This window comes from Vibrio aquimaris (assembly GCF_009363415.1).
Classification (GTDB): domain Bacteria; phylum Pseudomonadota; class Gammaproteobacteria; order Enterobacterales; family Vibrionaceae; genus Vibrio; species Vibrio aquimaris.
Genome location: NZ_CP045350.1, coordinates 1,120,164 through 1,134,705, shown reverse-complemented (window position 1 = coordinate 1,134,705; position 14,542 = coordinate 1,120,164). Strand labels below are relative to the sequence as shown.

General features: G+C 42.6%; 15 protein-coding genes. 7 read left to right on the top strand and 8 right to left on the bottom strand.

Annotation, left to right across the window (positions count from 1 at the left end; genetic code table 11):
- Window positions 1–21: 21 nt before the first annotated feature.
- The 3 genes from glgA to topA all read right to left on the bottom strand — a co-directional run bounded on the left by glgA (window position 22) and on the right by topA (window position 5,685).
- A complete protein-coding gene (gene glgA, locus FIV01_RS05380; RefSeq protein WP_152430073.1) occupies window positions 22–1,509 on the bottom strand; it encodes a glycogen synthase GlgA in 1,488 nt (495 codons plus the stop codon).
- Window positions 1,499–2,716 (bottom strand): glucose-1-phosphate adenylyltransferase, encoded by a 1,218-nt coding sequence (gene glgC, locus FIV01_RS05375; protein ID WP_152430072.1) that lies wholly within the window; start codon window positions 2,714–2,716, stop codon window positions 1,499–1,501. Before glgC ends, glgA begins: the two co-directional genes overlap by 11 nt.
- Window positions 2,717–3,057: 341 nt before the next feature.
- Window positions 3,058–5,685, bottom strand: a complete 2,628-nt coding sequence (gene topA, locus FIV01_RS05370; RefSeq protein ID WP_152430071.1) for a type I DNA topoisomerase — start codon at window positions 5,683–5,685, stop codon at window positions 3,058–3,060.
- 350 nt (window positions 5,686–6,035) lie between these two features.
- On the opposite strand from topA, the gene FIV01_RS05365 reads away from it, so the two are divergent.
- Window positions 6,036–6,287 (top strand): DUF2498 family protein, encoded by a 252-nt coding sequence (locus tag FIV01_RS05365; RefSeq protein ID WP_152430070.1) that lies wholly within the window; start codon window positions 6,036–6,038, stop codon window positions 6,285–6,287.
- A 63-nt stretch (window positions 6,288–6,350) separates the two neighbouring features.
- Here FIV01_RS05365 and aroA read toward each other — a convergent pair whose 3' ends face one another.
- Complete coding sequence (gene aroA / locus FIV01_RS05360; protein WP_152430069.1) at window positions 6,351–7,631, bottom strand: 3-phosphoshikimate 1-carboxyvinyltransferase; 1,281 nt, start codon at window positions 7,629–7,631, stop codon at window positions 6,351–6,353.
- Between the two features lie 140 nt (window positions 7,632–7,771).
- A complete protein-coding gene (locus tag FIV01_RS05355) occupies window positions 7,772–8,227 on the bottom strand; it encodes a glycine zipper 2TM domain-containing protein (RefSeq protein WP_152431662.1) in 456 nt (151 codons plus the stop codon).
- Between the two features lie 17 nt (window positions 8,228–8,244).
- On the opposite strand from FIV01_RS05355, the gene aat reads away from it, so the two are divergent.
- The 3 genes from aat (at window position 8,245) to infA (ending at window position 9,959) form a co-directional block, all read left to right on the top strand.
- Complete coding sequence (gene aat / locus FIV01_RS05350; protein WP_152430068.1) at window positions 8,245–8,967, top strand: leucyl/phenylalanyl-tRNA--protein transferase; 723 nt, start codon at window positions 8,245–8,247, stop codon at window positions 8,965–8,967.
- Window positions 8,964–9,662 carry an arginyltransferase gene (locus tag FIV01_RS05345; RefSeq protein ID WP_152430067.1) on the top strand — a complete coding sequence of 233 codons (699 nt, stop codon included), beginning with the start codon at window positions 8,964–8,966 and terminating at the stop codon, window positions 9,660–9,662. The genes aat and FIV01_RS05345 overlap by 4 nt, the downstream gene beginning before the upstream one ends.
- A 78-nt stretch (window positions 9,663–9,740) precedes the next feature.
- Window positions 9,741–9,959: a translation initiation factor IF-1 gene (infA, locus tag FIV01_RS05340; protein ID WP_001040192.1), complete on the top strand. Its 219-nt coding sequence runs from the start codon at window positions 9,741–9,743 to the stop codon at window positions 9,957–9,959.
- A 70-nt stretch (window positions 9,960–10,029) separates the two neighbouring features.
- Here the strand turns inward: infA and FIV01_RS05335 are convergent, their stop codons facing one another.
- Both FIV01_RS05335 and cysS read right to left on the bottom strand, forming a co-directional pair.
- The gene (locus tag FIV01_RS05335) at window positions 10,030–10,608 is read right to left on the bottom strand and encodes a thymidine kinase (RefSeq protein WP_152430066.1); all 579 of its coding nucleotides are present in this window, start codon (window positions 10,606–10,608) and stop codon (window positions 10,030–10,032) included.
- Between the two features lie 68 nt (window positions 10,609–10,676).
- Window positions 10,677–12,059, bottom strand: coding sequence for a cysteine--tRNA ligase (gene cysS / locus FIV01_RS05330; protein WP_152430065.1), 1,383 nt, complete (start codon window positions 12,057–12,059; stop codon window positions 10,677–10,679).
- A 200-nt stretch (window positions 12,060–12,259) separates the two neighbouring features.
- Here cysS and FIV01_RS05325 point away from each other — a divergent pair, with 200 nt between their 5' ends.
- Genes FIV01_RS05325 through FIV01_RS05315 form a run of 3 tightly spaced genes read left to right on the top strand, consistent with a single transcriptional unit; the run spans window position 12,260 to window position 14,087 of the window.
- Window positions 12,260–12,754, top strand: a complete 495-nt coding sequence (locus FIV01_RS05325) for a peptidylprolyl isomerase (protein ID WP_152430064.1) — start codon at window positions 12,260–12,262, stop codon at window positions 12,752–12,754.
- A gap of 59 nt (window positions 12,755–12,813) precedes the next feature.
- The gene (lpxH, locus tag FIV01_RS05320) at window positions 12,814–13,548 is read left to right on the top strand and encodes a UDP-2,3-diacylglucosamine diphosphatase (protein ID WP_152430063.1); all 735 of its coding nucleotides are present in this window, start codon (window positions 12,814–12,816) and stop codon (window positions 13,546–13,548) included.
- Between the two features lie 56 nt (window positions 13,549–13,604).
- On the top strand, window positions 13,605–14,087 hold the full coding sequence (locus tag FIV01_RS05315) for a YchJ family protein (RefSeq protein ID WP_152430062.1): 483 nt from the start codon (window positions 13,605–13,607) through the stop codon (window positions 14,085–14,087).
- Window positions 14,088–14,152: 65 nt separating this feature from the next.
- On the opposite strand, the gene FIV01_RS05310 is transcribed toward FIV01_RS05315, so the two are convergent.
- Window positions 14,153–14,437, bottom strand: coding sequence for a YeaC family protein (locus FIV01_RS05310; protein WP_152430061.1), 285 nt, complete (start codon window positions 14,435–14,437; stop codon window positions 14,153–14,155).
- Window positions 14,438–14,542: the final 105 nt, after the last annotated feature.

Below are 14,542 nucleotides of genomic sequence, written 5' to 3'. Positions count from 1 at the left end.
AATCAATTAATATGTCAGATATCAGGCTGTGCACATAGCTAAGCCATACGACTCATTCACTATACTTTTATATAAGCTCAAATAATGATCAGCGGCAATACTCCAGCTGAAATTTTGCTTCATTGCATTAAGCTGAACACGGTTAAATTCGTCACGCTGCTGCTCATAGAGCAATAAGGATTCTTGCAGTGTTAACAACAAGTCACGCGATGTAGGCTGATGAAAAATAAAACCAGTCGCAATCTTAGGATCTGACGCATAATCAAGAACTGTATCTTTAAGCCCACCTACTCCTCGAACAATAGGCAGAGTACCATACGACATGCTATAAATTTGATTTAATCCACAAGGCTCAAACTCTGATGGCATCACAAATATATCCGAGCCAGCTTCTATAAGGTGTGCAAGTTCCTCGCTATAAGCCTCGACAAACTTAAATCGATCACTATGCTTGATTTCAATCTCAATAAGCTTACGCGCTAATTCTGGATCACCTGTCCCAACCACAACAAACTGTACTTTATACTTTAGGAATCGCTCGAGTATGGGTAATAAATACTGAATACCCTTCTGGTTGGTTAAGCGGCAAACCATTCCGTACACTGCAATATCTGTACACTCTAACCCCAATTTGGCTTGTAAAGCACGTTTACATGCTTGTTTGCCTTTCGTCATACTCTCATGATTAGCTTGATAGCTGACTGGTAAGTAAGGATCCGTGACGGGGCTCCAAACAGAGTAATCACAACCATTTAAAATGCCGACTAAATCCTCCTCACGCGATTTAAATTCCTTCGACATTCCATGACTACCTAGTTCAGTCTTAAGCTCTTCTGCATAAGTTGGGCTCACTGCAGTGATTTTGTCAGCTGTCATGACCCCAGCTTTGAGCATTGTGACATGGGTCGAACTCACCGCCGCATCAGGGGCATACCTTGTCTGCATCTCCGGTAAGCAAAGAAGATCGTCATAACTAAAAACGCCCTTAAATACAGCGTTGTGTATCGTTATGACACTCTTCATCTCAGAGTAAAACCTAGTTTCCCTATAACGGTATTTTAGAAGGTAGGGTACAAAACCCGTGTGCCAGTCATTGGCATGAACGATATCTGGCCGAAAGCCCAGCTTAGGTAACATATCAAGGCAAGCTGCACTAAAAAATGAAAAACGCTCACCATTGTCACTGTAAGCTTGATTGCTTACCGCATACATGTCGGGGCGATTAAAATACTTCGGGCAATCAATAGCATAGATATCTATGTTAGATACATTTAATTTCAAAACCCTGTATTCAGTGCGTGGCCAATGCTCGAGTTGAGAGTCTAATATGACTTGTGCTTGGTCAAGCTGAGATATTTGCTGATAGGCTGGTAAAGTAATTCGAACGTCCAGATCTAGAGCGACTAGAGCCTCAGGTAAAGCCTTTGCCACATCCGCTAAACCACCACTTTTGATTAAACCTTCTACTTCTGATGCAACATACAGAATCGATAAATTCTTAGTACCCAACTCGCGCTCCTTTCGGGATAACAACAATACCATCATCGGAGACATGAAATCGTTTCTTGTCTTGTTCTAGGTCTACACCTATTCGGGTATCAGGAGCAATATCCACATTTTTATCTACAATGACACGGCGAAGCACACAGCCTTCACCGACCTTAACATCACCCATCAAGATACTTTCGCTAATATCACAAGCAGAAGCTATATTACTCCGAAACCCTAATACAGATTTCTCTATCCGTGAGCACCTTACATAGCTTCCGTTGCACACTAAACTATCGATGATTTGCACTCGCCTATTGTCAGAGTCACTGAAAGTAGCAGGTGGTAAAGCGGGATAAAAAGTATGCAGTGGCCAACTGCGGTTATAGAGAGAAAAAGGTGCATCTTTCTTCAGCAGATCCATATGAGCCTGCCAGTAGGAATCAATCGTCCCAACATCTCGCCAATAAACCGCTTCTTTCTCACCAGGAATTCGATTCTGGCTAAAGTCATAGACAAAAACATCTCCACGAGGGAACATTTTAGGAATAATATCCTTGCCAAAATCATGAGAAGAGTTTGGGTTATCAGCATCTTCTATCAACTCAGCGAACAGAGGCTGAGCTTCAAATATATAGTTACCCATTGAAACCAGCGCATGCTCTGGGTCGCCAGGTATAGACTTAGGATAAGTGGGCTTTTCTTCGAAACCAATCATCCGATTGTCTTCGTCTATTTCAATCACCCCGAAGCTTGAAGCCTCAGAGAGAGGGACACGAAGTGCGGAGACTGTCAGTGAAGCGTGTTTCTGTTTATGAAAATCGAGAACCTGTTTAATATCCATTTTATAGATGTGATCAGAACCAAAAATACACACTTGTTCAGGTTCTGCTAACTCCATAAAGCGTAAGTTTTGGTATATTGCATCCGCTGTGCCTTCATACCAACGTTTCCCTGTTCTCATTTGAGCAGGAATAGGATCGATAAATCTATCGGTTATACCACTAATATTCCAACCTTTTTTTAGATGATGAAACAGCGATTGAGATTTGAACTGCGTTAATACATAAATACGCATTAAATCCGCATTAACAAAGTTATTCAGGGCAAAATCAATAAGGCGGTAGCTTCCACCAAATGGTACTGCAGGCTTGCTACGAGGTTCAGTCAATGGGCGAAGACGAGAGCCTTCTCCACCCGCGAGGATCATTCCTAACACACCAGCCATTCTATACTCTCCATGCTCGTATACTTTGGACAAGTACCCATTCCAAAGTTTATCGCTATCTTTCAATTGGCAAACTTGTCAACACACAAACATACGAAATAAGTCAGCATCTATGCCCCTGTACATCGATTACATCATGTTCAAGCGTTACGAAATATGCACTCGGTTTACTATAACTTACCCCATTTCCATAAATTTACAATTCAAAACATGTCATACTCCGAGCGTTGGCGCGCAGAGTATGATCAACCTCTAGCCTTAAAACCTTGGATGCTCACTTTGTAACAATAAAAAAGCAGCCACATTATGTGGCTGCTTTGGCGTGTGAATTTTGTTTAGTGTTACTTCGCTGACTTTTTACGCTTATCTGTGATTTCCCACTTACCGTCGACGAACAAAGCTGTGTATCCGGATGGTTTACCGTCTATCTCTGACCGTACGTAATTCTCCTTCGATTTACGGCTGAATCTAACTACCATAGAACGCCCGTCAGGATCCTTCTCTGGAGCGGTAGTTAAGTAGTGAAACTTAGGAGAGATGCGATCTTTAAACCTAACCAACTCTTCCACTAGTGGAGCGCGAGTTTCACGAGATTTAGGGAAAGTACTCGCAGCAAGAAACAGTCCTGATGCACCATCTCTTAGAACAAAGTAAGCATCTGAGTTTTCACATGGAAGCTCTGGAAAATGAACTGGATCTTCTTTCGGTGGTGCTACTTCACCATTTTTAAGGATCTTACGAGTGTTTTTGCATGACTCACTTGTGCAATCCATGTACTTACCAAAACGCCCGTTTTTCAGCACCATATCGCTGCCACACTTATCGCAGTCGACTACAGGCCCATCGTAACCTTTTACAGTAAACTCACCATGTTCTACGACATAACCTTCACAATTTGGGTTGTTACCACAAACATGTAGCTTACGCTTGTCGTCGATTAAGTAAGCATCCATCGCTGTTTCACAGATAGGACAGCGTTTTTTGGCACGCAATGCAGCTGTCTCAACGTCTTCTTCAAGTACGTTGATTATGCCTTCTTCATCGCCTAAGTTTATTGTGGTTTTACAACGTTCTTTAGGTGGTAGTGCATAGCCAGAGCAGCCTAAGAATACACCTGTAGAAGCGGTGCGAATGCCCATTTCTCGCGAACATGTTGGACACTCAATATCGGTGTAAACAATGTGGTTCGGTCTCATACCGCCATCTTGTTCATCCAGCTCTGCTTTTTCCAACTCCCCTGAAAAGTCACCGAAAAAGTTATCTAGAACTTTCTTCCAGTTAGCCTCTCCATCAGCGATTTGGTCAAGCTTTTCTTCCATACGAGAGGTAAACTCATAGTTCATCAACTCATGGAAGCTATCATCCAAACGATCGGTAACAATCTCACCCATTTTTTCAGCATAAAATCTACGCTGATCTACTTTCACATAGCCACGGTCCTGAATGGTAGAAATGATGGATGCGTATGTTGATGGGCGACCTATTCCTCGCTTCTCCAGCTCTTTAACTAGAGCGGCTTCGGTAAATCTTGCAGGTGGCTTGGTAAAATGTTGCTTGGGATCTAAGCCAACCAAGTCAATTTTATCACCAACTTGTACCGGTGGAAGAATTTGGTCTTCATTTTTTCCAAGCGGACGTTGAACACGAGTCCATCCATCAAACTTTAGAATTCGGCCTTTTGCCTTTAGAGTATACTCGGCTGCTTTAACACTTACTGTTGTAGAATCATATTTCGCTGGTGTCATTTGACAAGCGACAAACTGATTCCATATTAGAGAGTAAAGCTTGTGTGCATCAGCCTCCATACCAGACAGATCGTCTGCCTTAACTGACACATCTGAAGGACGTATTGCCTCATGCGCTTCCTGAGCTCCCTGCTTACTTCCGTAAACATTTGGCTTGGCAGGCAAGTAGGGTTCACCAAACTCGTCTGTGATAAACTGGCGCGCAGCTTCGACTGCCTCAGAGCTTAAATTTGTCGAGTCAGTTCGCATATAAGTAATATAACCAGCTTCATACAGGCGCTGAGCCAGCATCATGGTTTTTTTCACACCATAGCCAAGGCGTGTACTCGCCGCTTGTTGCATGGTCGACGTAATGAAAGGTGCAGAAGGCTTGCTCGATGTAGGTCTGTCCTCTCGCTTACAAACCTCATAAGCTGCATTTTCCAATACTGATATTGCTGACTGAGCTTGCGCCTCATTTTCTGGCTTAAAGGCTACACCGCCTTTTTGCGCTACCTGAAGGCGAAAATCTGATTTATCTGCCGTTTTAGTATCTGCGTGGATATCCCAGAATTCCTCTGGGATAAAAGCATTAATTTCTCTTTCTCGCTCAACAAGCAGCTTAACGGCAACGGATTGTACTCGCCCAGCAGACAATCCACGTGCCACTTTTTTCCAAAGTAGCGGCGAGACCATAAAACCAACAACACGGTCCATGAAACGCCGAGCTTGTTGAGCATTCACACCATCCATGTTCAGCTCACCAGGTGTTTCAAAAGCCTGCTGAATCGCGTTTTTGGTGATTTCGTTAAAGACTACTCGTTTGTATCGCTCTTCATCGCCACCGATGATCTCGCGAAGGTGCCAAGCGATAGCCTCCCCCTCACGGTCCAAATCGGTTGCGAGATAAACACTGTCAGCATCCTTAGCTAATTTTTGTAACTCAGCAACAACTTTCTCTTTACCCGGTAAGATCTGATAGTTAGGCTCCCAGCCGTTAAACGGGTCGATACCCATTTTTTTAATCAGCGCCTTACGATCTTTTTCTTTCTTGATTCGAGCTTTTTCTTCCGCACTCAAACCTTTGGTAGAGATTGCCGCTGCTTTTTGACCAGTACTTTGACCAGCCGTAGGTAGGTCTCGCACATGACCCACGCTGGACTTTACAATAAAGTCCTTACCTAAATACTTATTGATGGTTTTAGCCTTAGCTGGCGACTCCACAATAACGAGTGACTTACCCATATTGACTCAAGTGTCCTTTATATGACCCGGCCTCATAACGCACGGCATACTTAAAATGTTAATTCTTTTTTACTATCGAGTGAGAAATCCAGAAGATCAATATCTTTTTTGAAATCCACGACTAAGTGGTCGACAATTCATCGAATTACAACTCACCTCTTCAAAAGGCCCCACATACTAGCCGCGGCTTGGATACTTCTGCTAATACAAGCGAGAAAATTTTGCCACCGCTCACAAAATAAGAGCCAATGCACTAGTTGCCTTGGTTGATCTACCTCAAAGGCTAAAAATGCAACTTCATTTACACTCTTCTCTATCTACACATAGCAATAGAGCATGAGTAATAATAGATGAACCAGAGAAAAGTCATTTCAAAATTCGAACTTTTATTGATTGCCAATCATCTGATTCAAGAGCATGACGATTACATTGCTGGCATGAGAGCAGATGAGGTTGAGGAAAAAGATGGAGTCCTCGTTTTTAAGGGCCACTGTTTTCTCGACACAAATGGCTTACCCACACCAAACTCACCATCAGCTTTCAATATACTGAAATATCTTACTCTTCACTTGTCTAATGAATTTACATTGAGACAAAGCTAGATTCTTACAACATATTAGCTGCAATATTATGCAGCCCCAAATAATCTTCGGGGCTGATGTGTTTTAAACGCTGAGTGAAGAAAGCTTGTCAAAATAATCCGGAAAAGTTTTTGAGGTACATTTCGGATCGTTAATCGTAACAGGCGTATCACTAAGTGCTACAAGAGAAAAACACATTGCCATTCTGTGATCGTCATAAGTATCGATCTTCGCATGGAGGAGCTGATTTGGAGGCGTCACCACAATATAATCTTCGCCCTCTTCAACTTCTGCTCCGACTTTGCGTAATTCTGTCGCCATAGCTGCCAAACGATCGGTTTCTTTGACTCGCCAGTTATAGACGTTGCGAATTGCTGTCGTTCCTTCAGCAAACAAAGCAGCCGTTGCAATAGTCATTGCAGCATCAGGAATATGGTTAAAGTCCATATCAATCGCTTTTAGTTTGCCTACTCGAGAGATGACATAATCATTGCCCCACTCAATATCAGCTCCCATCTTCTCTAGCGCATCGGCAAACTGGATATCACCTTGAATGCTGTTACGACCAATACCCGTGACTTTTATTTCTCCCCCTTTGATTGCTGCTGCAGCCAAAAAGTAAGAAGCCGACGAAGCATCACCCTCAACGAGAAACTCACCAGGAGAAACATAAGACTGCCCGTGGCGGATAGTAAATTCCTGATAATTATTATTTTCTACCTGAACACCAAACTGTGACATGATGTGTAGGGTAATGTCGATATAGGGTATAGAAACCAAATCACCAATGATCCTAATGGTAATATCTTCCTTTGCCATTGGTGCAGACATCAAAAATGCAGTTAAAAATTGGCTTGATATCGAACCATCGATTTCAATCACGCCCCCGTTTAGACCTGTCCCTTGAATCTTTAGCGGCGGATAATCCTCATTCTCTAAATACTCTACCTTTGCACCAGCTTGTCGAAGCGCTTGCACTAAGTGGCCTATAGGCCTCTCTTTCATACGTGGCTCGCCTGTTAACACATAGTCGCCCGTTCCCAAGCAAAGAGCCGCTGCAAGAGGACGCATGGCCGTCCCTGCATTACCAAGAAACAGCTCTAATACATCTTTGGAGTCGAATGGCTTGCCTCGACCTTCAACTTCGCACACTGTCTTATCTTGCGAGAGCGTGTAATTCACTCCGAGCTTAGTCAGCGCGTTCAACATGTGACGAATATCATCGCTATCGAGAAGGTTAGTCAAACGAGTTGTCCCTTGCGCTAAAGCAGCAAGCAGTAGTGCGCGATTTGAAACACTTTTAGAGCCTGGCAAGTTCACTTCGCCATGAACTTTACTGATGGGTTGTAACGTAAGGCTTTCCATTTAATTCTGAGATTCCTTGATTATGCAAGCACTGAAAATTATTAGTAACGGCAGCGTAACCAAAATTGACATCTAAAACCAGACCAAAGTCACAATTAGTGTCGATATTTTTTTGGTTTAACGAGTTAACTGCAAGCAAATCAATACTCTTTGTCTACCCTAACTCCATTGTCAAAATACAGTATGCGTACTTTGTCACCGCGTTCAAACAGCATGCTATTGTCGACATCTTGAATGACATCAATAAGCTTACCCTTGTCTGTTTTAATCAGTAATTCAACCAACTTGTATTCCACTTTGTATTCTTGGTTTGCCATATTATGTGCAACTCCTGCACCGGCAACAGCTCCAACTGCTGTCGCCACCTGCTTACCTGTTCCACCACCAAATTGGTTGCCAACAACCCCTCCTACAACGGCGCCCAGTAGAGTCTCCCAACCCGACGATTCTGCTTTTACGACGTCCTGCTGAGTCAAATATCGCACAGAGTCTATACTTCCAAAGACAACCTCATTGACAGGTCTAGCCTTATTTCTCTCATAAGCTGCATTGGCAAAGAGTGGTAAAATGAATAAAATCAAAAGCCATTTTCTCATCATAATTCTCCTATATTATGGCCATTTATCTAACTGAACTCGATAGTGATAACCTATGGTTCCCCTCCCCACATGAAGCGCTTCATGATCCTAATGGACTGCTCGCTTATGGAGGAGACTTAACGCATGAACGTTTACTTCTGGCCTACCAACATGGCATTTTTCCATGGTATAGCGAAGATGACCCAATACTTTGGTGGAGTCCATCACCACGAGCTGTCTTTGATCCTAAGACATTCAAACCTTCTAAAAGTCTTAAAAAATTTCAAAGAAAGCATGAATATCAAGTCAGCATCAATATGGCAACAGAAACTGTCATTGAACAATGTGCTTCGACGCGTTCTGCCGATGAAACATGGCTGACTAATGACATGCAGATCGCCTATAAAAAGCTTGCGACTATGGGACACTGCCATTCTGTAGAGGTATGGCAGAATAACAAAATAATCGGTGGATTATACGGTATTTCAATCGGGCAGGTATTTTGTGGAGAGTCTATGTTTAGCCTCAAAACTAACGCCTCAAAAATTGCGCTTTGGTATTTCTGTCAACATTTTACGGCGATGCGAGGAAAGCTGATCGATTGTCAGGTAATGAATAAACACCTCAAATCTCTTGGAGCAATGGAGTTAGAGCGAGAAGAATTTATACAAAGCCTGCTATCATTAAAACAGGAAAAACTTGTTGCGAGCAGTTATAAGCCGCAGTGGATTAAGTTGTCTTCAGAGGAGAATCCATGAGTTCTGACCTGCAACAAATTCGTATAGGATTAACCGATAGTCATCAGTGCAGCTATCTTGCCGATAAACAAGAACGTGTAGCCGTCGCTCTTGACCCGACCATGCATACGGCTTCGGGTTATGAAGTGTTGTTGGCCAATGGTTTTCGTCGTAGTGGCGATACCATTTACAAGCCACATTGTGACCAGTGCCAAGCGTGTCAACCCATCAGATTATCTGTACCAGATATCGAGCTTTCAAAGAGTCAAAAGCGCTTGCTTAACAAAGCTAAGCACCTTTCATGGGAACTGAGAGACGAAATGATACCTGGTTGGTTCGAATTATATTCAAACTATATTGAAGCGCGTCACAAAGGTGGAACCATGTATCCACCAAAACAAAATGAATTTGTTCACTTTTCCCACTGTAAATGGCTGAATACGCAATATTTACATATCTATGATCAAGATAAGTTAATTGCAGTAGCAGTAACAGATATCTTATCCAATTCCATCAGTGCTTTTTACACCTTTTTTGACCCTCACTACCCATTATCCCTAGGAACACTAGCAGTATTGTTCCAAATAAAAGACTGCCAGCAACAGGGAAAACAATGGCTCTATCTTGGCTATCAAATCGACGAATGCCCCGCGATGAATTATAAAGTCCGTTTTCAACGCAATCAAAGGCTAGTAAATCAGCGTTGGCAAGGGTAGAATACGTCCCAAATTTATTGATTTCATTTTAGTTGGCATAATGCTGGCGGAAATTATCCATTTCTAAAAGAGGATTAAATGGCTAAAGAAGACGTTATTGAGATGCAAGGCACTGTCCTTGATACTCTTCCAAACACAATGTTCCGTGTTGAGCTAGAAAACGGTCACGTAGTTACAGCTCACATCTCCGGTAAAATGCGTAAAAACTACATCCGTATCCTTACTGGTGATAAAGTTACTGTTGAGATGACTCCTTACGACCTATCAAAAGGCCGTATCGTCTTCCGTGCTCGTTAATCTCAGATTATCGAATACAACAAAAAACGGAGCCTAGTGCTCCGTTTTTTGTTGTATTCGATACTATAGGCTATTTACCCAGCGCCTCTTTGTAATGCTGTCGGCAAACCGAGACATATCTATCATTGCCGCCGATAGCAACCTGATCCCCCTGTGCAATCGCATTGCCATTTTCATCAGTTCGAATAACCATATTAGCTTTACGCCCACAGTGGCAAATAGTTTTGAGTTCAATCAACTTATCAGCCCATGACAACAAGTACTTGCTGCCTTCAAACAATTCTCCCAAAAAGTCTGTTCTCAAACCATAACAAAGCACTGGTATATTCAGCTTATCAACCACTTCTGTTAGCTGGTAAACCTGCTGCTTTGATAAAAACTGACATTCATCAACGAGGATACAATGACGCTTCTTAACCTCATCCAGAGCCGCGATTTCTTGATAGAGATTCGTATCAGTTCGAAATAGTTGCGCGTCAGACTGCAAGCCTATACGAGAGCTCACTTTACCAACCCCATACCTGTCATCCAAAGCCGCTGTATATATAAGAGGGGTCATCCCTCGCTCTTGGTAGTTAAATGATGATTGAAGAAGTGTGGTGGATTTACCCGCATTCATTGCCGAGTAGTAGAAATACATCTGAGCCACTGGTTGATTACCCTAAACTTGTGGATAGAAAGAAAAAGGGCTGAATCAACAGCCCTAAAAAATATTCGCTATTTACGACGCCAAGTCGTGCCTGAGGCGCCATCTTCAAGCACAATCCCCATAGCAGTCAACTTGTCACGAGCAAGATCGGCATTCGCCCAATCTTTTGCTGCTCGCGAATCATTACGCAATTTAATAAGCGCCTCTATTTCAGCGGCTTCGCTATCATCGCCTGCTTGCCCTTTTAAAAAGGCTTCCGGTTCTTGATGTAAGATACCGATAATGTCGGCAAGCTCTCGCATCAATGAACCCAAGGCACTCGCCTGCTCAAGATTGTCATTTTTTATTCGGTTGATATCACGTGCCATATCAAACAATACTGAGTATGCTTCTGGCGTATTGAAATCGTCATTCATCGCGTCGGTATAACGCTTAACATATTCCTCACCACCAGCAGATGGTACAGTCAAGTCCAAACCACGCAAAGAGGTATACAGGCGTTCCAAAGAAGCTCTCGCTTGATTTAGGTTTTCTTCACTGTAATTAAGTTGACTGCGATAGTGTCCTGACATCAAAAAGTAACGCACAGTCTCTGCATCATAATGACCCAGCACATCACGAATCGTGAAGAAGTTGCCAAGTGATTTCGACATCTTTTCTTTGTCGACCATCACCATACCGCTGTGCATCCAAGTGTTAACATATTGAGTGTCATGCGCACAGCATGATTGTGCAATCTCATTTTCGTGGTGTGGGAACTGGAGATCAGAGCCTCCACCATGAATATCAAAGTGATTACCAAGAATAGAAGAGTTCATGGCAGAACACTCAATATGCCAACCTGGACGACCGGCTCCCCAAGGCGACTCCCAACTTGGCTCACCTGGCTTTGACATTTTCCAAACCACAAAATCAAGTGGACTACGTTTAGCCGTTTCTACGTCTACCCTAGCACCCGCTTGTAGCTGGTCTAAATCTTGTTTTGACAGTTTCCCGTACTCATCGAATTTCGCGACTTCAAACATAACATCGCCGTTGTCAGCCACATAAGCAAAGCCGCGCTGAATAAGCTTTTCAACCAATTCAATAATTTCATCTATGTACTCTGTAGCTCGCGGCTCAACGTCTGGACGCTTCATATTGAGTGCATCAAAATCGGCATGCATTTCGCCAATTAGGCGCTCGGTCAACGATTCGCAGCTTTCACCGTTTTCATTCGCGCGCTTAATGATCTTGTCATCAATGTCCGTAATGTTGCGGACAAACGTCAGATCATAACCAAGATAACGCAAGTAGCGAGACACAACGTCAAAAGAGACAAAAGTCCGCCCGTGGCCAATATGACAGAGATCATAGATGGTGACTCCACAGACATACATACCAATTTTGTTGGCATTAATTGGTGTAAATTCCTCTTTTTGTCTCGTGAGTGTGTTGTATATCTTTAACATGATCTCTATCTAATTATTGTGAATATGAAATAGTACCTCAGTATAACAATATGCATGCTTAGAGATCATCCCTCAAATGTTGAAAAAAGTACGATTAAAGCCACTAATCCTCTAATACCTCCATTATTCACATACAAAATTAGTGAAACTTCATATAGAATTCAGACTTTAAGTCAAAAATGAAAACTAAGGACATCATCATGATCACCCTTCACACTAATTTTGGTGACATTAAAGTTGAACTAAACGAAGACAAAGCGCCTGAAACCTGTGCTAACTTTTTGCAATACTGCCGTGATGGTTTTTATGACAACACACTCTTTCACCGTGTTATTGATGGCTTCATGATCCAAGGTGGCGGCATGGAGTCTGGCCTACGCGAAAAAGAAACGCGTGATCCGATTAAAAACGAAGCTAATAACGGTTTGAGCAATAAAGTGGGCACCCTAGCGATGGCTCGTACTATGGAGCCGCACTCAGCAAGTTCTCAATTTTTCATCAATGTAAGCAACAATACCTTCTTAGATTTTCGTAGTGAAAGCATGGATGGTTGGGGCTACTGCGTTTTTGCTGAAGTGACTGAAGGTATGGACGTCGTTAACAAGATTAAAGAAGTCAGCACAGGTTCTTATGGTATGCACCAAGACGTGCCGCTTGATGATGTGTTGATCACTGGCACGACTATCGAAGAATAAACACGATGAGGGAGAGTGTATGACTCTCCCTCTGTACCTATTCTGATTAACGAATGACTATGACCACATTATTTATTTCTGATCTTCACCTGTCTCCATCTCTACCTGAAATTACCGATTGTTTTGTTCGCTTTATGCGTGATGAGGCTATTCACGCCGATACCCTATATGTTTTGGGTGACTTGTTTGATTTTTGGATAGGTGATGACGACCGCTCAGAGTTTGCTAATCAAATTCGTGAAGAGTTCAAACGTCTTACATCCACTGGGGTAGACTGCTATTTCACCCAAGGTAATCGAGACTTTCTTATCGGTAAACGCTTCTCGGCTGATACCGGGGTTTCACTTCTGGGAGATGAGACTGTCATTGATCTCTATGGTAAGAAAGCCGTTATATTGCATGGAGATACATTGTGCACCCAAGATATACAGTATCTCAAATTTCGCGATATAGTGCATAAACCTTGGCTACAATGGCTATTCAATCGTATTCCGATGTTTATCAAAAAAAAGATTGTCAAAAAAGTACAAACGGACATTCATTCAGACAAGCAGCACAAACCATTAGAAATCATGGATGTAACCCAATCTGAAGTCGAATCTGTGCTAGACAAGTATCAAGTCGAACTGATGATTCATGGACATACTCATAGGCCCAATATTCATAAATTCGGCACCATAGAAAACCAAAGAACCCGAATCGTGCTTGGTGATTGGTATACGCAAGGCTCGGTGCTTGTCTTTAGCAAAGAGGGGTATGCTCTTGAACAAAGACCCTTTCATCAAAAATCTTAGGCATAAGTCCTTACGTTTTCCTCATTTCGATAATACAACGCACTACCGGAGCTAACATGGATACTTGTCCTTGCGGTACAAACAAAGACTATGCGAATTGCTGTGAACCTATTCATAATGATCATGCTAAGGCCAAAACGCCAGAGCAGCTGATGCGTTCTCGCTACAGTGCTCATGTTAAACACTTGGTCGATTATGTTATTGCAACCTATCACCCGAGTTGCGAAGCACACATGCAAAGAGAGGCGATTCAACAATCGGTGGAAAGTGAATGGTGTGAACTGGACGTCGTCAAGGTCGAAGATGGAGCCCATGTCCAAGAAGGGTTCGTTACCTTTAAAGCGTACTTTACAGAGCAAGGCATCAAACACTGCCTTGAAGAGCGCTCACGCTTTATAAGAGAAAATGATCTCTGGTATTACATAGACGGTACTTTCCCTAACAGCCCTTTATTAGATAAATCGGCGAATAGCAAAGTAGGCCGAAATGACCCCTGTACCTGTGGTAGCGGTAAAAAATACAAAAAGTGCTGCGGTTAATTATCAATAACAAGACATCTCTTCAGATAGAAGGCGAAGGGCCTTCTATCACATTAGAGCGAATGCTAGGCTTGATTAGGGTTAACCCTCAAAATGTCACCTTGATCATCAGCAAACTGTTTTTTTAGCTCAGACTTTGATTTGAAACTCACCTCACCACCTTTGGCAACTGTCATATGCTGAGCTTCAGAGTTGTGCTTTGACTGATATAACATCACAGCTTGCATACATGAGTCTCGTTGCTGCTGAGAAAGTGGTGTACCCTCAGGCCATTTACCTGTTTCAACAGCATATAAAAGACGCTCATATGCTTCAGGTGTAATCGCATTAACTAACTGCTCTGCGTCCATGGTCTATCCTTAAGTTGTAACTAATATGAGAAAAACATAACCAGCAAGCGATCTGAGTCAAGATTACGTGCTGAGATAAGTGTAACGGATCACAAGCAATTATAA